Source organism: Burkholderia sp. SCN-KJ (assembly GCF_024656005.1).
Classification (GTDB): domain Bacteria; phylum Pseudomonadota; class Gammaproteobacteria; order Burkholderiales; family Burkholderiaceae; genus Burkholderia.
In genome coordinates, this window is record NZ_JANKOG010000004.1 from 77,323 (window position 1) to 102,208 (window position 24,886).

26 protein-coding genes and 1 pseudogene are annotated in these 24,886 nt (G+C 66.4%); 14 read left to right on the forward strand and 13 right to left on the reverse strand.

From position 1 onward, the window contains the following. The first annotated feature begins 2 nt into the window (after positions 1-2). The 5 genes from NQV17_RS08420 (at position 3) to NQV17_RS08440 (ending at position 4,515) form a co-directional block, all read left to right on the forward strand. Positions 3-1,040, forward strand: a complete 1,038-nt coding sequence (locus NQV17_RS08420; RefSeq protein WP_257771380.1) for a glycosyltransferase — start codon at positions 3-5, stop codon at positions 1,038-1,040. Further along, entirely contained in the window at positions 1,037-1,984 is a 948-nt protein-coding gene (locus NQV17_RS08425; protein WP_257771382.1) for a formyltransferase, read from the forward strand. Before NQV17_RS08420 ends, NQV17_RS08425 begins: the two co-directional genes overlap by 4 nt. Further along, the gene (locus tag NQV17_RS08430) at positions 1,981-3,036 is read left to right on the forward strand and encodes a bifunctional UDP-4-keto-pentose/UDP-xylose synthase (RefSeq protein WP_052664794.1); all 1,056 of its coding nucleotides are present in this window, start codon (positions 1,981-1,983) and stop codon (positions 3,034-3,036) included. Before NQV17_RS08425 ends, NQV17_RS08430 begins: the two co-directional genes overlap by 4 nt. Positions 3,037-3,048: 12 nt before the next feature. Beyond that, on the forward strand, positions 3,049-3,945 hold the full coding sequence (locus NQV17_RS08435; RefSeq protein WP_124486273.1) for a polysaccharide deacetylase family protein: 897 nt from the start codon (positions 3,049-3,051) through the stop codon (positions 3,943-3,945). Positions 3,946-4,053: 108 nt separating this feature from the next. Continuing rightward, the gene (locus tag NQV17_RS08440; RefSeq protein ID WP_174930911.1) at positions 4,054-4,515 is read left to right on the forward strand and encodes a peroxiredoxin; all 462 of its coding nucleotides are present in this window, start codon (positions 4,054-4,056) and stop codon (positions 4,513-4,515) included. Between the two features lie 192 nt (positions 4,516-4,707). On the opposite strand, the pseudogene NQV17_RS37925 reads toward NQV17_RS08440, so the two are convergent. Then, positions 4,708-4,901, reverse strand: a pseudogene (locus NQV17_RS37925) (hypothetical protein). Here NQV17_RS37925 and NQV17_RS08445 point away from each other — a divergent pair. Both NQV17_RS08445 and NQV17_RS08450 read left to right on the forward strand, forming a co-directional pair. Then, positions 4,851-6,662, forward strand: coding sequence for a PhoH family protein (locus NQV17_RS08445; RefSeq protein WP_257771391.1), 1,812 nt, complete (start codon positions 4,851-4,853; stop codon positions 6,660-6,662). The pseudogene NQV17_RS37925 and the gene NQV17_RS08445 sit on opposite strands and share 51 nt — an antisense overlap. A gap of 238 nt (positions 6,663-6,900) precedes the next feature. Further along, a complete protein-coding gene (locus NQV17_RS08450) occupies positions 6,901-7,956 on the forward strand; it encodes a C40 family peptidase (RefSeq protein ID WP_257771393.1) in 1,056 nt (351 codons plus the stop codon). Between the two features lie 121 nt (positions 7,957-8,077). Here the strand turns inward: NQV17_RS08450 and NQV17_RS08455 are convergent, their stop codons facing one another. The 10 genes from NQV17_RS08455 to NQV17_RS08500 all read right to left on the reverse strand — a co-directional run bounded on the left by NQV17_RS08455 (position 8,078) and on the right by NQV17_RS08500 (position 15,718). Beyond that, positions 8,078-9,088 (reverse strand): inorganic phosphate transporter, encoded by a 1,011-nt coding sequence (locus tag NQV17_RS08455; RefSeq protein WP_044847235.1) that lies wholly within the window; start codon positions 9,086-9,088, stop codon positions 8,078-8,080. 10 nt (positions 9,089-9,098) lie between these two features. Beyond that, complete coding sequence (locus tag NQV17_RS08460) at positions 9,099-9,725, reverse strand: DUF47 domain-containing protein (protein ID WP_044847234.1); 627 nt, start codon at positions 9,723-9,725, stop codon at positions 9,099-9,101. Positions 9,726-9,871: 146 nt separating this feature from the next. Then, positions 9,872-11,254, reverse strand: coding sequence for a replicative DNA helicase (locus tag NQV17_RS08465; protein ID WP_044847233.1), 1,383 nt, complete (start codon positions 11,252-11,254; stop codon positions 9,872-9,874). Positions 11,255-11,389: 135 nt separating this feature from the next. Then, positions 11,390-11,842, reverse strand: a complete 453-nt coding sequence (gene rplI / locus NQV17_RS08470; RefSeq protein ID WP_059449913.1) for a 50S ribosomal protein L9 — start codon at positions 11,840-11,842, stop codon at positions 11,390-11,392. A 27-nt stretch (positions 11,843-11,869) separates the two neighbouring features. Next, the gene (gene rpsR, locus NQV17_RS08475; RefSeq protein WP_004193360.1) at positions 11,870-12,145 is read right to left on the reverse strand and encodes a 30S ribosomal protein S18; all 276 of its coding nucleotides are present in this window, start codon (positions 12,143-12,145) and stop codon (positions 11,870-11,872) included. Positions 12,146-12,149: 4 nt separating this feature from the next. Then, on the reverse strand, positions 12,150-12,449 hold the full coding sequence (gene priB / locus NQV17_RS08480; protein WP_006486250.1) for a primosomal replication protein N: 300 nt from the start codon (positions 12,447-12,449) through the stop codon (positions 12,150-12,152). Positions 12,450-12,489: 40 nt separating this feature from the next. Further along, a complete protein-coding gene (rpsF, locus tag NQV17_RS08485) occupies positions 12,490-12,864 on the reverse strand; it encodes a 30S ribosomal protein S6 (protein ID WP_006755436.1) in 375 nt (124 codons plus the stop codon). 241 nt (positions 12,865-13,105) lie between these two features. Continuing rightward, complete coding sequence (locus NQV17_RS08490; RefSeq protein ID WP_257771403.1) at positions 13,106-14,014, reverse strand: anti-sigma factor; 909 nt, start codon at positions 14,012-14,014, stop codon at positions 13,106-13,108. Next, positions 14,004-14,645: an RNA polymerase sigma factor gene (locus NQV17_RS08495; RefSeq protein WP_044843634.1), complete on the reverse strand. Its 642-nt coding sequence runs from the start codon at positions 14,643-14,645 to the stop codon at positions 14,004-14,006. Before NQV17_RS08495 ends, NQV17_RS08490 begins: the two co-directional genes overlap by 11 nt. A gap of 161 nt (positions 14,646-14,806) precedes the next feature. Further along, entirely contained in the window at positions 14,807-15,718 is a 912-nt protein-coding gene (locus NQV17_RS08500) for a LysR family transcriptional regulator (RefSeq protein WP_124520202.1), read from the reverse strand. A gap of 171 nt (positions 15,719-15,889) precedes the next feature. On the opposite strand from NQV17_RS08500, the gene gcl reads away from it, so the two are divergent. The 4 genes from gcl to lysM all read left to right on the forward strand — a co-directional run bounded on the left by gcl (position 15,890) and on the right by lysM (position 20,383). After that, positions 15,890-17,665, forward strand: a complete 1,776-nt coding sequence (gene gcl, locus NQV17_RS08505; protein WP_044843636.1) for a glyoxylate carboligase — start codon at positions 15,890-15,892, stop codon at positions 17,663-17,665. Positions 17,666-17,709: 44 nt separating this feature from the next. Next, positions 17,710-18,519, forward strand: coding sequence for a hydroxypyruvate isomerase (gene hyi, locus NQV17_RS08510; RefSeq protein WP_257771409.1), 810 nt, complete (start codon positions 17,710-17,712; stop codon positions 18,517-18,519). A 39-nt stretch (positions 18,520-18,558) separates the two neighbouring features. Beyond that, positions 18,559-19,452: a 2-hydroxy-3-oxopropionate reductase gene (locus NQV17_RS08515; protein WP_124486267.1), complete on the forward strand. Its 894-nt coding sequence runs from the start codon at positions 18,559-18,561 to the stop codon at positions 19,450-19,452. A gap of 460 nt (positions 19,453-19,912) precedes the next feature. Further along, positions 19,913-20,383: a peptidoglycan-binding protein LysM gene (gene lysM / locus NQV17_RS08520; protein ID WP_124570146.1), complete on the forward strand. Its 471-nt coding sequence runs from the start codon at positions 19,913-19,915 to the stop codon at positions 20,381-20,383. A 118-nt stretch (positions 20,384-20,501) separates the two neighbouring features. Here lysM and NQV17_RS08525 read toward each other — a convergent pair whose 3' ends face one another. Next, entirely contained in the window at positions 20,502-21,524 is a 1,023-nt protein-coding gene (locus NQV17_RS08525; RefSeq protein WP_257771414.1) for an asparaginase, read from the reverse strand. A gap of 263 nt (positions 21,525-21,787) precedes the next feature. Here NQV17_RS08525 and NQV17_RS08530 point away from each other — a divergent pair, with 263 nt between their 5' ends. From NQV17_RS08530 to NQV17_RS08540, 3 genes are all read left to right on the forward strand, one after another. Continuing rightward, positions 21,788-22,078 carry a PsiF family protein gene (locus NQV17_RS08530; protein ID WP_044843641.1) on the forward strand — a complete coding sequence of 97 codons (291 nt, stop codon included), beginning with the start codon at positions 21,788-21,790 and terminating at the stop codon, positions 22,076-22,078. Positions 22,079-22,399: 321 nt separating this feature from the next. Beyond that, entirely contained in the window at positions 22,400-22,858 is a 459-nt protein-coding gene (locus NQV17_RS08535) for a hypothetical protein (RefSeq protein ID WP_257771417.1), read from the forward strand. A gap of 234 nt (positions 22,859-23,092) precedes the next feature. Further along, positions 23,093-23,680 (forward strand): YSC84-related protein, encoded by a 588-nt coding sequence (locus tag NQV17_RS08540; protein ID WP_257771419.1) that lies wholly within the window; start codon positions 23,093-23,095, stop codon positions 23,678-23,680. Positions 23,681-23,781: 101 nt separating this feature from the next. Here the strand turns inward: NQV17_RS08540 and NQV17_RS08545 are convergent, their stop codons facing one another. After that, on the reverse strand, positions 23,782-24,846 hold the full coding sequence (locus NQV17_RS08545; protein ID WP_257771421.1) for a glycosyltransferase family 4 protein: 1,065 nt from the start codon (positions 24,844-24,846) through the stop codon (positions 23,782-23,784). Positions 24,847-24,886 lie beyond the last annotated feature (40 nt).

The window sequence follows — 24,886 nt, forward strand, 5'->3', positions numbered from 1 at the left end:
ACATGAATCACCTTGAAGCACGCGCCGGGCATCCGGGGACCGGCCATCCGGGCGCCGCGAACCCGGAGGTATCGGTCATCATCCCCGTGTACAACGAGGAAGACGGCCTGGCCGCGCTGTTCGCGCGGCTCTACCCGGCACTCGACGCACTCGGCACGTCGTACGAAGTGATCCTGATCAACGACGGCAGCCGCGACCGCTCGGCCGCGATGCTGGCGGACCAGTTCCACGTGCGCCCCGACACGACGCGTGTCGTGCTGCTCAACGGCAACTACGGCCAGCACATGGCGATCCTCGCCGGCTTCGCGCAGTCGCGCGGCGAGATCGTCATCACGCTCGACGCCGACCTGCAGAACCCGCCCGAGGAAATCGGCAAGCTGATCGCGAAGATGCGCGAAGGCTACGACTACGTCGGCTCGATCCGCAAGCAGCGTCAGGACAGCCTGTGGCGCCGCAAGGCGTCGCAGATGATGAACCGGCTGCGCGAGCGCATCACCCGGATCAAGATGACCGACCAGGGCTGCATGCTGCGCGCGTACAGCCGCCGCATCATCGACACGATCAACGTGTGCGGCGAAGTCAACACGTTCATCCCCGCGCTGGCCTACACGTTCGCGCAGAAACCGACCGAAATCGAGGTCGCGCACGAGGAACGCTTCGCGGGCGAGTCGAAGTACTCGCTGTACAGCCTGATCCGGCTGAACTTCGACCTCGTGACGGGCTTCTCGGTCGTGCCGCTGCAGTGGCTGTCGTTCATCGGCGTGATCCTGTCGCTCGGCTCCGCCGCGCTGTTCGTGCTGCTGCTCGTGCGCCGCTTCATCGTCGGCGCGGAAGTGCAAGGCGTGTTCACGCTGTTCGCGATCACGTTCTTCCTGCTCGGCGTGATCATCTTCGCGCTCGGCCTGCTCGGCGAATACGTCGGCCGCATCTACCAGCAAGTGCGTGCACGGCCGCGCTACCTGATCCAGGCCGTGCTCGAACAGCACGACGGCATGCCGGCGGTGCCGGCCCCCGCGAGCCGCACGGGGACGTCGCAATGAAGCCGCGCGCCGTCGTCTTCGCGTATCACAACGTCGGCGTGCGCTGCCTGCAGGTGCTGCTGGCACGCGGCGTCGACGTCGCGCTCGTCGTCACCCACGAGGACAACCCGAACGAGAACATCTGGTTCGGCAGCGTCGCATCGGTGGCCGCCGAGCACGGGATCCCGGTCGTCACGCCGGCCGATCCCGCCGATCCGGCACTGCGCCGCGCGGTATCCGACGCGCGGCCCGAGTTCATCTTCTCGTTCTACTACCGCCACATGCTGCCGGTGGACCTGCTCGCGATCGCGCCGCGCGGCGCGTACAACATGCATGGTTCGCTGCTGCCGAAATACCGGGGTCGGGTTCCGACCAACTGGGCCGTGCTGAACGGCGAAACGGAAACCGGCGCAACGCTGCACGAGATGGCCGCGAAGCCCGATGCGGGTGCGATCATCGGCCAGACCGCGGTGCCGATCCTGCCGGACGACACGGCCGCGCAGGTGTTCGACAAGGTGACGGTCGCCGCCGAGCAGACGCTCTGGCGCGTGCTGCCCGCGCTGCTCGCGGGCGAGGCGCCGCACCTGCCGAACGATCTCGCGAACGGCAGCTACTACGGCGGGCGCAAGCCGGAGGACGGCCGCGTCGACTGGTCGAAGCCGGCCGCGCAGGTCTACAACCTGGTACGCGCGGTCGCGCCCCCGTATCCGGGCGCGTTCACCGACGTCGCCGGCATGCGTTTCGTGATCGCCCGCGCGCGCCTCGCGGCGCCCGGCAGCGCCGCCGCCGCGGCCGCAGCGGATTTGCCGCCCGGCCTGCACGTAAGCGATAATGCGCTATTCGGCATCTGCGGCGACAGCCGCGCCCTATCCATTCTCGAGCTGTGGCAGCAGCGCGACGGCAGCGAAACCGTCGTGACGCCCGCGGAATTCGCGCAGTTCATTCATTCTTCCCGTCATTCATGAAAGCAAAAAAAGTCCTGATCCTGGGTGTGAACGGCTTCATCGGCCATCACCTGTCGAAGCGCATTCTTGAAACCACCGATTGGGAAGTGTTCGGCATGGACATGCAGACCGATCGGCTGGGCGACCTCGTCAACCACGAGCGGATGCACTTCTTCGAAGGCGACATCACGATCAACAAGGAGTGGGTCGAGTATCACGTGAAGAAGTGCGACGTGATCCTGCCGCTCGTCGCGATCGCGACGCCCGCGACCTACGTCCAGCAGCCGCTGCGCGTGTTCGAGCTCGACTTCGAGGCGAACCTGCCGATCGTGCGTTCGGCCGTCAAGTACGGCAAGCACCTCGTGTTCCCGTCGACCTCCGAGGTCTACGGCATGTGCTCGGACGAGCAGTTCGACCCGGATGCATCGGCGCTCACCTACGGCCCGATCAACAAGCCGCGCTGGATCTACGCCTGCTCGAAGCAGCTGATGGACCGCGTGATCTGGGGCTACGGGATGGAAGGCCTGAACTTCACGCTGTTCCGTCCGTTCAACTGGATCGGCCCGGGCCTCGACTCGATCTACACGCCGAAGGAAGGCAGCTCGCGCGTCGTCACGCAGTTCCTCGGCCACATCGTGCGCGGCGAGAACATCAGCCTCGTCGACGGCGGCTCGCAGAAGCGCGCGTTCACCGACATCGACGACGGCATCAGCGCACTGATGAAGATCATCGACAACAAGAACGGCGTCGCGTCGGGCAAGATCTACAACATCGGGAATCCGAAGAATAATTTCTCGGTTCGCGAACTCGCGCACAAGATGCTCGAACTGGCCGCCGAATACCCGGAATACGCCAGCTCCGCGAAGCAGGTGCAACTCGTCGAAACGACGTCGGGCGCCTACTACGGCAATGGCTACCAGGACGTGCAGAACCGCGTGCCGAAGATCGACAACACGATGCAGGAGCTCGCCTGGGCGCCGCAATCGACGTTCGACGACGCACTGCGCAAGATCTTCGAAGCGTATCGCGGCCATGTCGCCGATGCGCGCGCGCTGGTCGAGCAGCAGAACTGACGGGACGCTCGCTTGGCTCGTATCGTCCTCAAGATCGACGTCGACACGCTGCGCGGCACGCGCGAAGGCGTGCCGAACCTCGCGCGCATCTTCGACCGCTTCAGCGCACGCGCGACCTTCCTCTTCAGCCTCGGGCCCGATCACACGGGCTGGGCGCTGCGGCGCGTGTTCCGCCCCGGCTTCCTGAAGAAGGTGTCGCGCACGTCGGTGGTCGAGCACTACGGCGTGAAGCAGCTGATGTACGGCGTGCTGCTGCCGGGCCCCGACATCGGCCGCCGCGCGATCGCCGACATGCGCGCGATCCACGAGGCCGGCTTCGAATGCGGGATCCATACGTGGGATCACGTGTACTGGCAGGACAACGTGCGCGTGCGCGATCGCGACTGGACCGCGCGTGAAATGCAGAAGAGCCACGCGCGCTTCGTCGACGTCTTCGGCGCGCCGCCCGCAACGCACGGCGCGGCCGGCTGGCAGATGAACGACGCGGCGTTCGAGCAGATCGACGCGTGGGGGATGCGCTACGCATCCGACGGCCGCGGCCATTCGCCGTATCTGCCCGTGGTCGGCGGCCGCACGCTGTCGCACGTGCAGATGCCGACCACGCTGCCGACCCTCGACGAAGTGCTCGGCATCGACGGCATCGACACGCACAACGTCGCCGCGCACATCCTGAAGTTCACGGAAACCAATCCGCACGACCAGGTGTTCACGCTGCATGCGGAACTGGAAGGCCAGAAGCTCGCGCCGGTATTCGAGCAGCTGCTCGCCGGCTGGCGCGCACAGGGCCATACGTTTGCGACGATGGGCGACTACCACGCGACGCTGGACCGCGACTCGCTGCCATCGTACCCTGTCACGTGGGGCGAGATTCCCGGCCGCTCCGGCGAGTTGATCGTCCAGCCCGACTGAGTTCGCGCGCGCCCGCGCCGCCTGCCCTGCCCTTGCGGCGTGCCGCCGCGACGCCCCGCCGAACCGCGCCGCCCGAGCGGCGCCTTTCCATAACAACAGGAGAAACACGTGTCCGTCGAAGTTGACCGTCAAGTTCCCGATTTCACCGCACCGGCGACGGGCGGCGACATTTCGCTGTCCGACCTCAAGGGCAAGAAGCTCGTCCTGTATTTCTATCCGAAGGACAACACGCCGGGCTGCACGACCGAAGGCCTGCAGTTCCGCGATCTCTATCCGAAGTTCAAGAAGGCCGGTGCCGAAATCATCGGCGTGTCGCGCGACAGCTTGCGCTCGCATGACAATTTCAAGGCGAAGCTCGAACTGCCGTTCCCGCTGATTTCCGATGCCGACGAGGCGCTGTGCGCGCTGTTCGATGTCATCAAGATGAAGAAAATGTATGGCAAGGAAGTGCGCGGAATCGAGCGTTCGACGTTCCTGATCGACGCCGACGGTGTGCTTCGCCAGGCATGGCGCGGCATCAAGGTACCCGGTCACGTGGACGACGTGCTAAGTGCTGTACAAGCGCTTTGAGGCGCGTTATATTGGGCCGCAATGAATGCCAGTTCGCTCCATATTTCTCGTAGCTGCGCCGGTGCCCGTTGCGATGCTTTCCGGCACCTGACGCGCATCACGACGGTATCAGCCAGCCGCATGTCCCGGTCCACGGGGCAGCGGCTTTTTTTATGGACTGCGCGCCGGCTCTCGGTCCGGCCCCTCACCCCGTCAAGGAGCTGATCGACACTTAGGCGAACCGGCTAGACGAAATTCCTGTGCGCCACCGCGCGCAAACTGCATGCACCTTCCACGTCACGCAGGATGCGATCAGCGGCGCACGCCATGCGACACGATTCCTCCCGAGGGACACCATGCCTTTGCCTACTGCCCCCAGCAAGCTCGGCAGCCTGCTGCCGCCCGATGAATACAAGGCGAAAGCGCGGCCCGCGAAAGCCGCGAAGAAATCCGCCGAAGGGGACGCCTCCACAGCCGGAGAATATGGCCCGGCCAGCGTGGCCCAACCGATGACCGAAGCCGCGAACACGGCCGCGCCGCTGCGCGCCGTCGCGGCGTCGACGCAAGAAGCCGCGGGCACGCCCGCCCGCGGTCGCAAGACCAGACAGACGGCCGCGCTGCTGCAGCCGATGCCGGCACCGGTCGAACCGGCGGCCCCCGCCGCGCCGGTCGTCGCACGCAACGACAAGCCCGCGGCCGGCAAGCCGACCACCGCGAGCGCACGCGATGCCGGCGCCGCGACGAAGTCGCGCAGCCGCAAGCCGGCCGAAGCCGAATTGCAGAAGCTGTTCGTGCTCGACACCAACGTGCTGATGCACGACCCGAGCAGCCTCTTCCGCTTCGAGGAACACGACGTCTATCTGCCGATGATGACGCTCGAGGAACTCGACAACCACAAGAAGGGGATGTCCGAAGTCGCGCGCAACGCGCGCCAGGTGAGCCGCACGCTCGACGCGCTGGTCGCCGACGGCGGCCCGATCTCCGACGGCATTCCGCTGTCGCGTCTCGGCAGCCGCGAGGCGCTCGGCCGCCTCTACTTCCAGACCAGGCTCGCGGACATCGCGCCGGTCGAAGGCCTGCCCGCAGGCAAGGCCGACAACCAGATCCTCGGCGTCGTGCGCGCGCTGCAGCGCGACCGGCCGGACCGCCAGGTCGTGCTGGTGTCGAAAGACATCAACATGCGGATCAAGGCGCATGCGCTCGGCCTGCCCGCGGAAGACTACTTCAACGACCAGGTCCTCGAGGACAAGGATCTCCTCTATAGCGGCGTGCGCGAATTGCCGCAGGACTTCTGGACGAAACACGCGAAGGGGATGGAGAGCTGGCAGGACACGAAGACGGGCACCACGTACTACCGCGTGACGGGCCCGCTCTGCGGGTCGATGCTCGTCAACGAGTTCGTCTATCTCGAGCCGCAGAACGGCGAGCCGACGTTCCACGCGATCGTGCGCGAGCTGAACGGCAAGACGGCGCTGCTGCAGACGCTGCGCGACTACAGCCATCACAAGAACAACGTGTGGGGCATCACCGCGCGCAACCGCGAGCAGAACTTCGCGCTGAACCTGCTGATGAACCCCGAGATCGACTTCGTCACGCTGCTCGGCCAGGCCGGCACCGGCAAGACGCTCGTCGCGCTCGCGGCCGGCCTCGCGCAGGTGCTCGACGACAAGCGCTACAACGAGATCATCGTGACGCGCGCGACCGTGCCCGTCGGCGAGGACATCGGTTTCCTGCCCGGCACCGAGGAAGAGAAGATGCAGCCGTGGATGGGTGCATTCGACGACAACCTCGAAGTGCTGCAGAAAACCGACGACGCAGCCGGCGAATGGGGCCGTGCGGCGACGCAGGAGCTGATCCGTTCGCGCCTGAAGGTGAAGAGCATGAACTTCATGCGCGGCCGCACGTTCGTCGACAAGTACCTGATCATCGACGAAGCGCAGAACCTGACGCCGAAACAGATGAAGACGCTCGTGACGCGCGCGGGCCCGGGCACGAAGATCGTGTGCCTCGGCAACATCGCGCAGATCGACACGCCTTACCTGACCGAAGGCAGCTCGGGCCTGACCTACGTCGTCGACCGCTTCAAGGGCTGGGGCCACAGCGGCCACGTGACGCTCGCGCGCGGCGAACGCTCGCGGCTCGCCGACTACGCGTCGGACATCCTGTAACGCGATACGCCGGCTGCCGCCGGCCTCCGACGCCACGCGGCGCTCCGGTTTCCGGAGCGCCGTTTTCATTTTTGGGGTCTGAAACGTTGGTCATGCTTCGTTACGCAACAACCTCACTTACACGCGAAACTTCAAGTAAATTCTCAGGAATGGTTGCCTAAGCCCCGCCGGAACGTCTACCATCGGGTCTGTCTGTTGTCATACGATTCGCGAGCGCGCCGCGCTCGTCCGCCTTGTCATGCTTCGAATCTGGGTTCCCGTCGCCGTCGTTTCACTGCTCGCGGCCTGCTCCAGCGTGCCGCCGCAGTCGGCCTCGCGCACCTCCGGCATGAAGATCACGACGCCGCGCGCCTTCCCGGCACCCGCCAATTTCCCGAAATTCGTCGACCACAGCGTCGGCCAGGAAGAGATCTCGATCCAGGCGATGAGCCTGGTCGGCGTGCCGTACCGCTGGGGTGGCAACACGCCGACGAGCGGCTTCGACTGCAGCGGCCTGGTGCGCTACGTGATCGGCCGCGCGGCCGACGTGGACCTGCCGCGCACGACCGCCGACATGAGCAGCCGCGGCGTGTCGATCGACCCCGACCAGGTCGCGCCGGGCGACCTGATCTTCTTCAATACGACCGGACGCCCGCATTCGCACGTCGGCATCTATGTCGGCAAGCTGCGTTTCGTCAACGCGCCGTCGACCGGCGGCACCGTGCGGCTCGACTACCTGACGAACCCGTACTGGGCCAAGCGCTTCGACGGCATTCGCCGCGTCGCGCCGCCGCGCGGTGCGCCCGGGCCGTTCGATGCGCCGACCTACGAGGCTCGGCGCGATGCGCCGGCGGCGGCACCGGTCGTCGCGGCAGCCGCGTCGCGGCGGCCAGCCTCTGCGTATGCCGCGTCTCAGGCGGGCGTCGCGCCTTCGCCCGCGCCGGTCGTCTCGACCGCGGCAGTTGCTCCGACGGCCGCGGCAACCGCCCCCGCCGCCGATCCGTACGAACCGCCGCCGCGCGTGCTGACCGCGCAGCAGCAGGCAACCTCCGTGAATGGCGACATGACCGCCACGACGGCGAATCCGCGGCCGACTGGCCCCACCGAGACCGGCACGCAGATTCCGACCACCGCGCTGACGGCCGCCCAGGCTGCCGCGTTCGACGCGGAACCGCCGCCCGCGGCCGCCGCGCCGTCGCTGCGCGACACCGAGCCCGTGCAAGTGTTGCGCGCTTCGACGCAATCCGCGCCGGTCAGCCCGCGCACCGGCACCGCGGACGATCCGATCGCCCGCTTCGCGAACGGCAGTTACTGATCCGGCGCATCCCCGGCGGCGGCCCCGCCGTGCGCCGCCCCTTTCCCGACCGCGCAAAGAAAATGCGCCGCAACCTTTCGGTGTGCGGCGCATTGCGCGTGTCGACCCGACAGCGTCGATATCAGAAGATCTGGTGCCCGAGCCACCATCCGCCGGCCGCGAACAGCGCGGCCGCCGGCAGCGTCAGCACCCACGCCCAGACGATGTTGCCGGCGACGCCCCAGCGGACGGCCGACAGCTTCTGCGTGGCGCCGACGCCGACGATCGCACCGGTGATCGTGTGCGTGGTCGACACCGGAATGCCGAGGAACGACGCGATGAACAGCGTGATCGCCCCGCCGCTTTCGGCACAGAAACCGCCGACCGGCTTGAGCTTCGTGATCTTCTGGCCCATCGTGCGCACGATGCGCCAGCCGCCGAACAGCGTGCCGAGCCCCATCGACAGGTAGCACGCGCCGATCACCCACGCGGGCGGCGCATCGGACGTCGCCGACGCATAGCCCGACGCGATCAGCAGCATCCAGATGATGCCGATCGTCTTCTGTGCGTCGTTGCCGCCGTGGCCCAGGCTGTACAGGCCGGCCGACAGCAGCTGGAGCCGCCGGAAGCGCCGGTCGACCTTGCTGGGTGCGGTGCGGAAGTACAGCCACGACACGCCGAGCATGAACAGCGAGCCGAGGATGAAGCCGAGCAGCGGCGAAATGAAGATGAACGCAATCGTCTTCAGCAGACCGTCGATGTTCAGCGAGCTCCAGCCCGACTTCGCGAGCGCCGCGCCGACGAGGCCGCCGATCAGCGCGTGCGACGAGCTCGACGGAATCCCGTAGTACCACGTGATCACGTTCCAGCCGATCGCGCCGACCAGCGCGCCGAACACGACATAGTGGTCGACGATCTCGGGATCGATCGTGCCTTTACCGACCGTCTGCGCGACTTTCAGGTGGAAGATGAAATACGCGATCACGTTGAACGCGGCCGCGAACACCACGGCTTGCTGGGGCTTCAGCACCCCGGTCGACACGACGGTGGCGATCGAGTTCGCCGCGTCGTGGAAGCCGTTCATGAAGTCGAATACGAGCGCGACGAGCACCAGCGTCGCGACCATCCATAGGGCGAGTTGTATCGAATGCATCGTGGTCCGCTCAGGCGTTTTCCAGCACGATGCCTTCGATGATGTTCGCGACGTCCTCGCACTTGTCGGTGATCTCTTCGAGCAGTTCGTAGATCGCCTTCAGCTTGATGAGCGTCTTCACGTCGTCTTCCTCGCGGAACAGCTTCGACATCGCCGCGCGCAGCACGCGATCGGCCTCCGACTCCCAGCGGTCGATCTCCTCGCACTGCTTGAGGATCTGTGCCGACTGCTTCATGTCGGACAGCAATCCGACGGCCTGCTGCACGTGCTGCGCCGACTGCGTGACGATGTGCGCGAGCTGGCTCGCCTCGGACGTGACGGACTGCACGTCATACAGCGACACGGCCGTCGCGACGTCTTCCATCAGGTCGAGGATGTCGTCCATCGTCGTGATCAGCTTGTGGATCTCGTCGCGATCGAGCGGCGTGATGAAGGTCTTGTGCAGCAGATCGATCGCTTCATGCGTCAGCTTGTCAGCGGCCTTCTCGGCGGTCTGCACGTTTTGCTTGTGAATCTCGGCGTCGGCGAGATTGTCGATCAGCAGTTCGAGCTCGCGGCCACCGGAAACGATGTGCTTCGCGTGCGCGTTGAAGAGTTCAAAGAACTTGCCCTCGGTGGGCATGAATCGACCGAACATGGGATTCCTGAGAGATTGTCAAACGACTGTCACGAAAACGGGCGATATTGTACCGTTTTCGGTTGCGCCGCGACGCGCGCATATGCGCGCGCCGGGATTGGATACAACGCTTGGCGAAATAAGGGTTTACAACCGGCGTAGAAGTGTTACTCGCCGTAGAAGTTCTGCGCCCCCGCAAAATTGTCGAACTTCGTGTATTGACCCAGAAACGTGAGCCGAACGGGCCCGATCGGGCCGTTACGCTGCTTGCCGATGATGATTTCGGCCGTGCCCTTGTCCGGGCTGTCCGGGTTGTAGACCTCGTCACGGTAGATGAACAGGATCACGTCCGCGTCCTGTTCGATTGCGCCCGATTCACGCAAGTCCGACATCACCGGACGCTTGTTCGGACGCTGCTCCAGCCCGCGGTTCAGCTGCGACAGCGCGATCACCGGCACGTCCAGCTCCTTTGCCAGGCTCTTCAGCGATCGCGAGATTTCGGAAATTTCGGTCGCACGGTTCTCGCCCTGCGACGAACCCGACATCAGCTGCAGGTAGTCGACGATGATCAGGCCGAGCTTGCCGCACTGACGTGCGAGACGCCGCGCGCGCGAGCGCAATTCCATCGGGTTCAGGCCGCCCGTCTCGTCGATGAAGAGCTGCGCCTCGCTCATCTTCTGCACCGCGTGCGTCAGCTTCGGCCAGTCCTCGTCGGTCAGCCGGCCGGTACGCATCCGGTGCTGGTCGAGCCGACCGATCGAGCCGAGCATACGCATCACGAGCTGGGTGCCCGGCATTTCCATCGAGAACACCGCGACCGGCAGCCCGTACTCGACAGCGACGTATTCGCCGATGTTCATGGAAAAGGCCGTTTTTCCCATTGACGGTCTTCCGGCAACGATGATCAGTTCGCCGCCGTGCATCCCGGACGTCATCCGGTCGAGATCGACGAAGCCCGTCGGCGTGCCCGTGACGTCACTCGGGTTCGCGGTGTGATACAGCGTGTCGATGCGCTCGACGACCTGCGTGAGCAGCGGCCCGATCTCGAGGAAGCCCTGGTTGCCGCGCGCGCCCTCTTCGGCGATCGAGAACACCTTCGACTCGGCCTCGTCGAGCAGCTGGCGAACTTCCTTGCCCTGCGGATTGAACGCGTCGGCCGAGATTTCGTCGGCGACCGACACGAGCCGGCGCAGCACCGCACGGTCGCGCACGATTTCCGCGTAGCGGCGGATGTTCGCGGCGCTCGGCGTGTTCTGCGCGAGGGCGTTCAGGTACGCGAGGCCGCCGACGTCGTCGGCCTTGCCGGACGTGGTCAGCGCTTCGTACACGGTCACGACGTCGGCCGGGCGCGTCGACGCGATCAGCCGGCCGATGTGCTCGTAGATGATCCGGTGGTCGTAGCGATAGAAGTCGCCCTGCGACAGGAAGTCGGCAATCCGGTCCCATGCCGCGTTGTCGAGCAACAGGCCGCCGAGCACCGACTGCTCGGCTTCGACCGAATGCGGCGGGACTTTCAGCGATTCGATTTGAGGATCTTGCGGCGCGTTCATGGGTTGGGATTATCGCGAATAGATCGCAGCAGCGCTACCGCTCCGGCGATCGGGCAATAAAAAAGGCAGGCCCCGGTTGCCCGGGCGCCTGCCCTTGTCCGGACGACGGAAGCCGCCCGGAATGCTTGCATACGCTTACGCGTGGTCGCCGATCACGTTGATCGTGACGTCGACGACGACGTCCGTGTGCAGCGCGATCTGAACGACGTGCTCGCCGATCATCTTCAGCGGGCCTTCCGGCATGCGAACTTGCAGCTTCTCGACTTCGAAACCTGCCTTCTTCAGCAGTTCCGCGACGTCGCCGTTCGTGACCGAGCCGAACAGACGGCCGTCGACGCCCGACTTCTGCGTGATTTCGAACGACTGGCCGTTCAGCTTCTCGCCGACTGCCTGCGATGCCGCCAGCTTTTCAGCAGCGATCTTTTCGAGTTCAGCGCGGCGAACTTCGAATTCGGCGATCGCTTCCTTCGTTGCACGGCGAGCCTTGCGGTTCGGGATCAGGAAGTTGCGAGCGTAACCGTCCTTGACCTTGACGATATCGCCGAGGTTGCCCAGATTGGCGACTTTTTCCAACAGAATGATTTGCATTCGAATTCTCCTTATGGCGTCGCCGAGTTACGCCTTGTGCTGATCGGTGTACGGCAGCAGCGCGAGGAAACGCGCACGCTTGATTGCCGTGTCGAGCTGACGCTGATAGTGCGCCTTCGTACCCGTCAGACGAGCCGGCGTGATCTTGCCGTTTTCGCCGATGAAGTCCTTCAGCGTTTCCGTGTCCTTGTAGTCGATCTGCTCGACGCCGGCAGCCGTGAAACGGCAGAACTTCTTGCGCTTGAAGAGCGGGTTTTGTTGCTGACGACGCTTGTCGAATTTCTTACCAGTCGGGCGGGCCATGATTTCAGTCCTTTCCTATGTCCTGCAATGCAGTGATGTGAAACACCAAGGTTCTCGCGTTGCGGCTCTTCTTTGCCAGGAAGCCCGTGAACAGCGTTTCGACGCCCATTTCACGACTTTCCAGCTTGCCGCTCGCCTCACCGGCCGCCACCGCCTCGATCGTCATTTCGACCTGACGGGGAATGCCTGCTTCGACGACTTCCGTGCGGTGATGCAACGTGGCGCTTGCGATCGGAACACCCGCCGGCGTATATCGCACCGGTGCGCGTTCGACGACGCTCGCCGTCAATTGCAACCTGTTCACGTGAGTGACGCGCTCCTTGATGGCTTAATGAGTGACGAACTTAAGCCTGCGCTTCGGTCGGCTGAGCTGCAGCCGCCTTCTTGGCTTCTTCGCGCTGAACTTCCTTCATCATCGGCGACGGGCCGGTCTCGGCCTTCTTCATCTTGACGATGAGGTGGCGCAGCACGGCGTCGTTGAACTTGAACGCGTGTTCGAGTTCGTCGAGCGTCGTCTGGTCGCACTCGATGTTCATGCAGACGTAGTGAGCCTTCGCGAGTTTCTCGATCATGTAGGCCAGCTGGCGACGGCCCCAGTCTTCGACACGGTGGATCTGGCCGCCGTGCGTCGTGATCGTGGTCTTGTAACGCTCGATCATCGCGGGCACTTGCTCGCTCTGATCGGGGTGCACGATGAATACGATTTCGTAATGACGCATTACACACTCCTTGTGGATTAAAGCCACCCGGGCGTCTGAACCGGTGTGGCAAGTGAGAAGCCGAAGATTCTAACCCGGATACGGGGCGCATGCAACACCGATCGACGATTCCCGACCGGATTCGGCCATGTTTTCAACGACTTGAATGGCGCGGGCAGCTGAAGCAGCCGTCGGCGCGACCGTTCGGAAATGGGGGCGGAGTGTCGGGCGCGCGCTTGCGGGCCGGCGACGCGGGCCGCCGTCACTCGCCGCGCGCCCCGCCCAGCCGCGCGTCGAGCGCCGTCCTGAACGCGACCAGCGCCGACGGCTCGGCGTCGGTCACGGCCCACCACGTCATCCCGACCGCCTGCCAGCGGTCGAGCGCGTAGCCCTGCGACACGGTCGCGTACGGCGCGGCCTCCCGCCCGACGCCTGCCGGCTGCACGTACACGTCGATCACGTGCTGACGATAGCGGTACACGAGCACCGCGACGCGGCGCCGCCCGACGTAGTCGAGCCGGCCGCCCGCGAGCGGGAAGCCGCTCGCCGACAGGTCCTCGACCGGCGGCGCATAGTCGAGCCGGCCGTTGAACCACGGCTTGACCGTATGCCGGTCGGTCGAGATCACGTCGATGTCGCGCGCCGACAGGCCGGCGCGCACGTGGCTCGCGACCAGTTCGTCGACCGTCTGGTCGGTTGCGGCGTGGCGGGCGGACAGCGCCATCCCGGCCGCCGCCGCGAGCGCGACCAGCAGCGCGACGCCCCAGCCGAGCCCGGGCAGCGCGGCGACGCCCGCCCCCGGTCCGGTCGACGCCGGGCGAACCGCCGCGCCGCGCCCGCCCAGCCACGCGAACCAGCGGCGACCGGTCGGCCGAGGCCGGGCCCGCGGCTGCGCCGCCGCGTCGTCCGGCGCCGGTTCCGCGCGGGCCTGGCCGCGCGCGTTCGTGCCGGCCGCCGTCGGCAGCCTCGTGAGGATGCTCATGCGCAGCGCCTCCGGCGCGCGGTGATAATCGGCCTGCCGCACGGCGCGCCCGAGCGCGACGATCCGCTCGCGTTCGCGGCGGCACGCGTCGCAGCCTTCGACATGCCGCTGGACGCGCAACGCATCGGGCGCCGACAGCTCGCGGTCGACGTCCGCGTCCAGCAATGCGCGCGCTTCGTTACAGTCCATCGATCGCCTCCGATGCGGTTCCGCTTGCCGACGCACGTCCCGGCGCGGGTTCGGGTGCCGGCGCCTGCGTGCCGGCCAGCAGCGCGGCGAGCCGACGCCGGCCGCGCGCGAGTCGCGACATCACGGTGCCGACCGGTACGTCGGCGATCGCCGCGATCTCGCGATAGCTCAGGTCCTCCATCTCGCGCAGCACCAGCACCTCGCGGTACTCGGGCGGCAGCTTCGCGAGCGCCGCGTTCACCAGCCGCACGTTCTCGCCGCGCAACAGGTGCGTGAGCGGATCCTCCGTCGCCGGCTGCCAGTCGTCGGGCACTTCCGTGTCGTCGAGCGTGTCGGGCAGCGCGACCTCGTGCGCGTGGGCGCGGCGGCGCCACTCGGTGTACCAGGTGTGGCGCACGATCGTCAGCAGCCACGGCCGCGCGTTGTCGCCGCGGCACGAGTCGACGAAACGCAGCGCGCGCATGCACGCGTCCTGGACGACATCGTCCGCGTCGCCCGCATTGCCGCTCAGCCAGCGCGCGAGGTTGTACGCGGCGTCGAGATGCGGCAGCACGAGCACGCGAAACCGTTCGCCGCGCGCGACCGCGTCGTCCTCCGCCCGTTCGTCGACCGCCTGTCCGGCTTGCCCCACATGACCTCCCTGGTCCCGGCGGCCGAAGCCGCGCCCGTTCCGCGTCCGGTGCCCGGACAGACCGGCAGCGGGCGCTCTCGATGACCTTACCGCCGCTGCGTCGAGTTTATTCCCGCACGAAGCCGATGATGCGCAAAAAATGCCGGAAACCGCCGCGCCCGTTACGGCGTGCTGTTCCAGTAGCCGGGGCGCGCATACGCTTCGCGCAGGTAGTCGATGAAGTAGCGCACGCGCGCGGGCACGTAGCGCTGCTGCGGATAGACCGCGAGGATGTCGTAGTCCGGCAGCGCGTATTCGTCGAGCACGGTTTCGAGTTCGCCCGTTTCGAGCTGCGCGGCGATTTCCCAGGTCGAGCGCCAGCCGAGCCCGAGGCTTTCCGCGACCCAGCGATGCAGCAGCTCGCCGTCGTTGCAGTCGAGATTGCCGGCCACCCGCATCGTCACGATCTTGCCGTGGCGCTGGAAATACCAGCCGCGGTTCTGGCCGCCCTGCAGGTTGAACGCGAGACAGTTGTGCTTCAGCAGGTCGTCGAGCGACTTCGGCCGGCCGTGCTTGCGGAAATACGCGGGCGTGCCGCACACGACGCGCCGGTTCGACGCGAGCTTCACCGCGACGAAATTCGGATCGACCGAGCCGCCGATCCGGATCGACAGGTCGTAGCCTTCGCGCACGAGATCCACGACGCGGTCGGTCAGGTTGAACGACAGCTGCATTTCCGGCTTGTCGACGAGGAAACCGGGCGCGTGCGGCGCGACGTGCTTGCGGCCGAACGCGGCCGGCGCGGACACGATCAGGTGCCCGCTGACCGCGCGCCGGCCGGCGGCCAGCTCGTTCTCGGCCTGGTCCCATTCGGACAGCAGCCCGCGGCAGCGCTCGAGGAACGCGGCGCCCTCCTCGCTGACCACCAGCCGGCGCGTCGAGCGGTACATCAGCTTCACGCCGAGGCGCTTCTCGAGCGCGTCGATGCGCCGCCCGAGCACCACCGGCGACACGCCCTCCTCGAGCGCCGCCGCCGCGAGGCTGCCCGCGTCCGCGACCCGCACGAACGTCTCGATCTGCTTGAAACGATCCATTTCCCGTCTCCGTCCCGGCTCCGACACCGGCGGGAAGCCCCGTCCGGCCGTCATTCCATACTTTTAGTTTCGAAATAAGCGACTTCGGCTGATCTTATCAAACCTTTCTTGCGTCCCTAAAGTGTTCCCAACAGACCGATTCGCAAGATCCGCACATTCAAGGAGACATTCATGGCCAAGATGAGAGCCGTCGACGCAGCCGTACTCGTGCTCGAGAAGGAAGGCATCCAGACCGCGTTCGGCGTGCCGGGCGCAGCAATCAACCCGTTCTATTCCGCGATGCGCAAGTCGGGCGGCATCAGCCACGTGCTGGCGCGCCACGTCGAAGGCGCATCGCACATGGCCGAAGGCTTCACGCGTGCCGCGCCGGGCAACATCGGCGTGTGCATCGGCACGTCGGGCCCCGCCGGCACCGACATGATCACCGGCCTCTACTCCGCGTCGGCCGACTCGATTCCGATCCTCGCGATCACGGGCCAGGCACCGCGTGCGCGCCTGTACAAGGAAGACTTCCAGGCCGTCGACATCGAGTCGATCGCGAAGCCCGTCACCAAGTGGGCCGTCACCGTGCGCGAGCCGGCGCTCGTGCCGCGCGTGTTCCAGCAGGCGTTCCACCTGATGCGCTCGGGCCGTCCGGGCCCGGTGCTGGTCGACCTGCCGATCGACGTGCAGCTCGCCGAAATCGAGTTCGACATCGACACGTACGAACCGCTGCCGGTCTACAAGCCCGCAGCGACCCGCGCGCAGATCGAGAAGGCGCTCGCGATGCTCAACGACGCGGACAAGCCGCTGATCGTGTCGGGCGGCGGCGTGCTCAACGCAGCGGCCGAAGACCTGCTCGTGCAATTCGCCGAAACGATCGGCGTGCCGGTGATCCCGACGCTGATGTCGTGGGGCGCGATTCCGGACGACCACCCGCTGATGGCCGGCATGGTCGGCCTGCAGACGTCGCATCGCTACGGCAACGCGACGATGCTCGCGTCCGACTTCGTGCTCGGCATCGGCAACCGCTGGGCGAACCGCCACACGGGCAGCGTCGAGGTCTATACGAAGGGCCGCAAGTTCGTGCACGTCGACATCGAACCGACGCAGATCGGCCGCGTGTTCGGCCCGGATCTCGGCATCGTGTCCGACGCGAAGGCCGCACTCGAGCTGTTCGTCGCGGTCGCGCAGGAATGGAAGGCCGCCGGCAAGCTGAAGGACCGCAGCGCGTGGGTGTCCGAGTGCCAGGAACGCAAGCGGACGCTGCAGCGCAAGACCCATTTCGACAACGTGCCGGTCAAGCCGCAGCGCGTGTACGAAGAGATGAACAAGGTGTTCGGCCGCGATACCTGCTACGTCAGCACGATCGGCCTGTCGCAGATCGCCGCCGCGCAGTTCCTGCACGTGTTCAAGGCACGCAACTGGATCAACTGCGGCCAGGCCGGCCCGCTCGGCTGGACGATCCCCGCCGCGCTCGGCGTGCGTGCGGCCGACCCGCGCCGTCCGATCGTCGCGCTGTCGGGCGACTACGACTTCCAGTTCATGATCGAGGAACTGGCCGCCGGCGCGCAATTCAAGCTGCCGTACGTGCACGTCGTCGTGAACAACTCGTACCTCGGCCTGATCCGCCAGGCCCAGCGCGCGTTCGACATGGACTACTGCGTACAGCTCGCGTTCGACAACGTCAACGCACCGGAACTGAACGGCTATGGCGTCGATCACGTGGCGGTGGCCGAAGGCCTCGGCTGCAAGGCGCTGCGCGTATTCAAGCCGGAAGAGATCGAGCCGGCGCTGCGCCAGGCGCAAACGCTCGCGGAAGAATTCAGCGTGCCGGTCGTCGTCGAAGTGATCCTCGAGCGCGTGACGAACATCTCGATGGGCACCGAAATCGACGCGATCAACGAGTTCGAGGAACTCGCCGAGAAGGCCGAGCATGCGCCGACCGCGATCTCGATGCTCGACTGATCCGCACGCCATTTTTTGACTGACCGACCGAAGAGGCTTAGCTCATGCCGAAGTTTGCTGCAAACCTGACCATGCTGTTCAACGAAGTGCCGTTCCTCGACCGCTTCAAGGCGGCCGCGGACGCGGGCTTCGACGCCGTCGAGTTCCTGTTCCCGTACCCGTACGCGAAAGAGGAACTCGCCGAGCGGCTCGAGACGCACCGCCTGCGCCTCGTGCTGCACAACCTGCCGGCCGGCAACTGGGACCAGGGCGAGCGCGGCATCGCGTGCCTGCCCGATCTTGTCGGCGAATTCCAGGAAGGTGTCGGCCGTGCGATCGAGTACGCGAAGGCGCTCAAGGTGCCGCAACTGAACTGCCTCGTCGGCATCCCGTCGGCGAGCACCGCGCGTGACAAGACCTTCGTCACGATCGTCGACAACCTGCGCTTCGCCGCCGATGCGCTGAAGCGCGAAGGCATCCGCCTGCTGGTCGAGCCGTGCAACAGCTTCGACATCCCGGGCTTCGCGCTGAACCGCTCGTCGGAAGGACTCGACGTGATCCGCGCGGTCGGCTCGGACAACCTGTTCCTGCAGTACGACATTTATCACATGCAGCGCATGGAAGGCGAACTGGCCGCGACGATCGAACGCAACCTCGCCTCGATCGGCCACGTCCAGCTCGCGGACAACCCGGGCCGCAACGAGCCGGGTACGGGCGAGATCAACTACGCGTTCCTGTTCGCGCTGCTCGACCGGCTCGGCTATGCCGGCTACGTCGGCTGCGAATACAAGCCACGCACCACCACGACGGAAGGGCTCGGCTGGCTGCAAAGCGTCGCCGGCTGCGCACCGGGCTCGGCGCGTCGCGCCGCCTGAGATCCGCTCTTCCCTTTCGCCCCTATAGGAGACTTTCACATGGCAACCATCGGTTTCATCGGCCTCGGCATCATGGGCGCGCACATGGCGCGCAACCTGCTCAAGGGCGATCATCAGCTCGTCGTGAACGGTGCGTTCCCGATTCCCGACGACCTGCGCGCGAGCGCGAAGGTCGTCGCGAACTCGACCGAAGTCGCGCAGCACGCCGACATCATCATCTCGATGGTGCCGGACACGCCCGACGTGCGTAACGTGCTGTTCGCCGACGACGGCGTCGCGAAGGGCCTGAGCGCCGGCAAGCTCGTGATCGATATGAGCTCGATCTCGCCGCTCGACACGCAGGAATTCGCGAAGCAGATCAACGCGCTCGGCTGCGACTACCTCGACGCGCCGGTGTCCGGCGGCGAAGTCGGCGCGCGCGAAGCGACGCTGACGATCATGGTCGGCGGCCCGGAGAAGGCGTTCGAGCGTGCGAAGCCGCTGTTCGAGAAGATGGGCAAGAACATCACGCTCGTCGGCGAGAACGGCGCGGGCCAGACCTGCAAGGTCGCGAACCAGATCATCGTCGCGCTGAACATCGAGGCGGTCGGCGAAGCGCTGCTGTTCGCCGCACGCTCGGGCGCCGATCCGGAGCGCGTGCGCCAAGCGCTGATGGGCGGCTTCGCCGCGTCGCGCATTCTTGAAGTACACGGCGCGCGCATGACCAAGCGCACGTTCGATCCGGGCTTTCGCATCGAGCTGCACCAGAAGGACCTGAACCTCGCGCTCGACGGCGCACGCAAGCTCGGCCTCGCGCTGCCGCATACGGCGAGCGCGCAGCAGCTGTTCAGCGTGTGCGCATCGCACGGCGGCAAGGCATGGGATCACTCGGCACTCGTGCGTGCGCTCGAGATCATGTCGAACTTCGAGATCGGCCAGACGCCGGCCGCGTAACGCGGACGCAACGACGCGCGTTTCGCTGCAACGGCGGAACGCGCGCGACGAATACAAGCGATCCGGTCACGGCCGGTCGCATTGATGCGCGACGATGCGCGCATCACGGTGGGGCGCCCCGCCGCGTATCGCCGAAACGCGTGCGCGACGGGGCGAAAAACGCCGCTCTGGGCTGAGAGCGGCGTGGTGGGGTCCGCAGCGGCACCCGGCGGCGCCGGGGAAGCCTTGGTCGGTCAGACGTCGTCGTCGGGTGTCCGCCTGTCGGATTTCGCGTATTACATTTCTTTACGTTCAAGCGTGCGATTTTTCATGCAATCGTCGCGCTGAACGCCTACACTTTCGCCACGCCTTTCGAGAAAACCGCCGCGCTTGCGTTCACCTCCGGTGAGCGCGCCCAGCGCGGTGTTTTTTTCGCCACTTCACGGCGCGTTTTCTTTTCAACCACCTAGGGAGTGCAGCGATGGGTCTTCTTTCGTTTATCAAAGAGGCGGGTGAAAAACTGCTGGGTCACGCCGATGCGCAAGCAGCGGAAGATCCGAATGCCGCGAACCAGACCGCGGCCGACGCGATCAAGAACTACATCAGCACGCAAGGTCTCGACACGTCGAACCTGAGCGTCGCGTTCGACGGCGCGTCGCGCACCGTCACGCTGTCGGGCAGCGTCGCCGATCTCGACACGAAGGCGAAGGTCAAGGTCGCGGCCGGCAACGTGCAAGGCGTCGCGGGCGTCAACGACGACGACCTGCAGCCGGACGATCAGGAAGTTCAGTACCACGACGTGAAGCCGGGCGACACGCTGTCGGCGATCGCCAAGGAAGTGTACGGCGACGCGAACAAGTACCCGGCGATCTTCGAGGCGAACAAGCCGATGCTGTCGAGCCCGGACCGGATCTATCCGGGCCAGAAGCTCGTGATTCCTCCGCAGTCCTGAGCATTCGCGCGGCACTGACGCAAAAAGGCAGGCCAACGGCCTGCCCGGATTGCTGACGAACCCCACGTTTTTCGGAGCGTGGGGTTTCGTCTTTCTGGAATCGATCGGCGGCCAGCGGTCACAGCGTGTCGAATGCGCGTTGCAGCGCGTCGCGCCCGTGAATCCCGTTCGCGAGCGCGAGCATCAGCAGCACGCGTGCCTTGAACGGGCTCAGCGACCCGGCGCTCACGAACCCGAGCGCGTCGTCGTTCGCGGCACCGTTGCGCATCACGTGCCCCGAGCCGACGCGCGACGCACGCACCACGGCGACGCCCGCCTTCACCGCATCGGCGAGCGCCGCCTGCAGCGTCGCATGGATCGAACCGTTGCCGGTGCCCGCAACGACGAGGCCGCGCACGCCGGCCGCGACGAGCGCATCGACGGCCGTGCGCGTCACGCCCGCATAGCTCGCGACGACTTCGACCGGCGGCCACGCCGCGGCGATCGCCAGTCGCGCATCGCGCGAGCGCGTCACGCGGCGCGCGAATTCGACGCGGCCGTCCTGCACCCAGCCGAGCGCACCCAGTTCCGGCGACTGGAACGCGTCGACCGCGTAGGTGCTCGTCTTCACGACGTCGCGCGCGCCGTGGATCCGGTTGTTGAACGCGACGAGCACGCCCTGCCCGCGCGCGGCCGGGTGAGCGGCGACGGTCACCGCGTTCAGCAGGTTCAGCGGGCCGTCGGACGACAGCGCGGTGGCCGGCCGCATCGCGGCCGTCAGCACGACCGGCTTGTCGCCGGTCACGACCAGATGCAGCGCGTAGGCGGTTTCCTCGAGCGTGTCGGTGCCGTGGGTGATCACGATGCCGTCGATCGCCGGATCGGCCATCAGCGCGTCGATGCGCGCGGCGAGCGTATTCCACAGCGGCAGCGCGAGATCCTTGCTGTCGATGCTGGCGACCTGCTCGGCATCGATGCGCGCGACCGACGCGAGCGCCGGCACCGCGTCGAGCAGGAAATTGACGCCGAGCGCGCCGGCCTGATAGCCGGCCGTGCTGGCGGCGTCGGGCGCGGCGCCGGCGATCGTGCCGCCGGTGGCGAGTACGGCGATGCGCGGCAGGGCCGGCGCGGACGAAGGGGATGCGGGGTTCGGAGTATTCATGGCCGCGATTGTAATGGCTCGCGGCCGGCATCCGGTAGATACGGCCGGCGCCGGACGCTGCGCATCATGGTTAGTCCCGATCGCCGCGGGACGCACGCCGTCAACGGCCACGTCGCCCGCCGCGTTATAGGAATGCCGTTTTGGTGTTTTCACATTGATTTGCCATAATCGGAGCGCGCGGCGTGATGTGGCCCTGTTCCCGTTGCGCCGGGCTTCGTGACGGCGTCGATATAAAACGCAATTCACCCCATGGGAGTGTCGAAATGAAAATCCAATCGCTCGTAGCCGCAGTGCTTCTCGGCGGCATGCTGGCTTCCCCCGCTTTCGCGGCGAACAGCCAGCAGGACAAGATGAAGGCCTGTAACACCCAGGCCGCCGGCAAGACGGGCGATGAACGCAAGGCGTTCATGAAGGACTGCCTGTCGGCCAAGCCCGCGAAGAAGATGTCGCAGCAGGAAAAGATGAAGGCGTGCAACACGCAGGCCGCCGACAAGAAGGGCGACGACCGCAAGGCGTTCATGAAGAGCTGCCTGAGCAGCCAGCCGGCCGCCTGAGTTCCGGCGCTCCCGCGCGAATGCCGCGCACCGCTTCGGCGGGCGCGGCATTTTTGTTTTCGTTGCACGCGCATCGACGCGCCCGGTGACGCCGGAGGCGTCGCTGCACCGGCCGGCGGCACCGTCGCTGCCGTCGTCGCGACCTGCTCCGCCGTCCTGCCCGCCCCGCTTCCCCGGCACGCCGTACAAATGCCGCCACATGGTGCGGCAATTCGCCGCGATTTCTTCTATGATGGCTGCAACGCGGCCCACCCAAGTACAAGAAGCGCCATCGGGCCGCCCTCGAGACGGACGCGCACACCGCGTCAAACGGAGGCATGGATGGCATGGAGACAACACCGCTGGTTCCGCCGCTGGCTGATCGTGATCGTGTTCTGGGCCGTGCCCGTCGCGATCGTCGCCGTGCGCGAGATCCGCGAGGAAATGGCGTACAACAAGGCCGACCTGCAACTCGCGCTGACCACCTGGCAGCTCACCGATGCGCAGCAGGCGGCCGGCGCCGCCGCGAAGTGCCACGGCGATCCTGACGCGGCGCGCGCGGCCGGCTGCCCGGCCGACGTGCTGGCCGCCAACGCGCCACGCCAGCAGGCAGCCCGCGACGAATACGTCGTGCGCCGCAACACGCTCGCCGGCTCTCTGTGGCACGCGTTCGTCGGCTACTGGGTCGTGCCGGCCGCATTCCTGTTCGCGTGCGGGGTCGTGATCGCGCTGATCCGCCGCGCGTTGCGGCGCCCGCCGATCAAGCCGCCGGCGCCGCCAGCGCCGCCCGTCACGCACTGACGCGCAGCACCTGCCCGCCCCGCCGTTCCCGCCTGCCCCGGCCGTCGCGCGACGTAGCGACGTAGCGCCGTCCGCGCGCCGGTCCGTCCGTTGGCGCGCCGCGACACCGCAAAACGATTTGGCGCCTTTTCATGCGCGCACGAAATGGGGTTGTAATCCGTTGTGATATAACTGCCGACGTGATCCGCTCCGTGAGCGAGACTCACTCCGAACGTCATCCGATGGAGAAGAACGATGCAAAAACGGAACCTTGTGCTGAAAGTCGCCGCTGCGCTCGTCGTCGGCAGCCTTGCGCTCACCGGTTGCACCACTACCCCCGACAAGCCCGACAATGCCGCGACCAACGCGTCGAAGCGTCAGGCGATCGATTCGAGCGTCGACGCCACGCTGTCGCGCATGTATTCCACGGTCAAGGGCTCGCGTGAACTCGTCGCGAAGTCGCGCGGCGTGCTCGTGTTCCCGGACGTGCTGCAGGCCGGCTTCATCGTCGGCGGCCAGTCGGGCAACGGCGCGCTGCGCGTCGGCGGCAGCACGGTCGGCTACTACAACACGTCGTCGCTGTCGGTCGGCCTGCAGGCCGGTGCGCAGTCGAAGGCGATCGTGTTCCTGTTCATGACGCAGGAAGCGCTCGACGAATTCCGCGGCTCGGACGGCTGGGCAGCCGGCGCCGGCGCATCGGTCGCGCTCGTGAAGATGGGCGCGAACGGCGCGGTCGACTCCAACACGGCCACCGCGCCGGTCCAGGTCATCGTGCTGACCAACGCCGGCCTGATGGGCGACGTGTCGATCAACGGCACGAAGGTCACGAAGCTGAAGATCTGACGCTGCGGCATCCTCGTCCGTGCGCGCCGCGCGCGGGCGATGTGCAAACGGCGATGTCCTTGCGGACATCGCCGTTCTTTTATCCGCACACGCGCCGCGCGTCAGGTCGTCGAATCGATCACCTTGAAGCGCGAGCGCTTTTGCGCACGAATCAGCGACTGGTACACGTCGACGTACTGCTGCGCCATCCGCCGCGACGTGAAGCGCTCCTCGAAGCGCCGCCGCACGCGTGCGCGCGGCAGCAGGTGCAGCCGGTTCACGGCGGCCACCGCGCTGATCTCGTCCTCGACGATGAAGCCCGACACGCCCTCGTCCACTACCTCCGGCACCGCGCCGCGATTGAACGCGATCACCGGCGTGCCGCACGACATCGCCTCGATCATCACCAGCCCGAACGGCTCCGGCCAGTCGATCGGAAACAGCAGCGCATGCGCGCCCGACAGGAATTCTGCCTTCTCGTGGTCGGCGATCTCGCCGATGTATTCGACGTGCGGCAGCGCGAACAGCGGCTTGATCTCCCGCTCGAAGTACTCCTGGTCCGCCGCGTCGATCTTCGCGGCGATCCTGATCGGCAGCCCGCACTGGCGCGCGATGCGGATCGCGGTGTCGACCCGCTTCTCCGGCGAGATGCGGCCGAGGAACGCGAGATAGCGCGGCTCGACGGGTTGCGGCAGGTACAGCGTGTCGGGCAGCCCGTGGTACACGGTCGTCTGCCATTTCGCCTGCGGCAGCGGCTGGCGCTGCGAATTCGAGATCGAGATCACCGGCGCGGTGTTGAACGTGTCGAACACCGGCTGCTGCTCGGGCAGGTCGAGCCGGCCGTGCAGCGTCGTCACGAACGGCGTGTCCTGCCGGTTGAAGACCGAAAACGAGTAGTAGTCCATGTGGAAATGGAGCACGTCGAAGTCCTTCGCGCGGCGCGCGACCGTCTCCATCAGCAGCATGTGCGGTGCGACGCGGTCGCGGATCGACGCATCGAGCCGCAGCGCGCGCGGCCATACCGGTTCGAGCCTGGCCCGGGTCGTCGAATCGCCGCTGGCGAACAGCGTCACGTCATGACCGAGGTCGACGAGCGCCTCGGTGATGTAGGACACGACGCGCTCCGTGCCGCCGTACAGCTTCGGCGGCACGGATTCGGTCAGCGGGGCGATCTGGGCAATTCTCATGGTCCACGTCTCCTGTGTCCTCGGTCGGCCGGCACGGGGG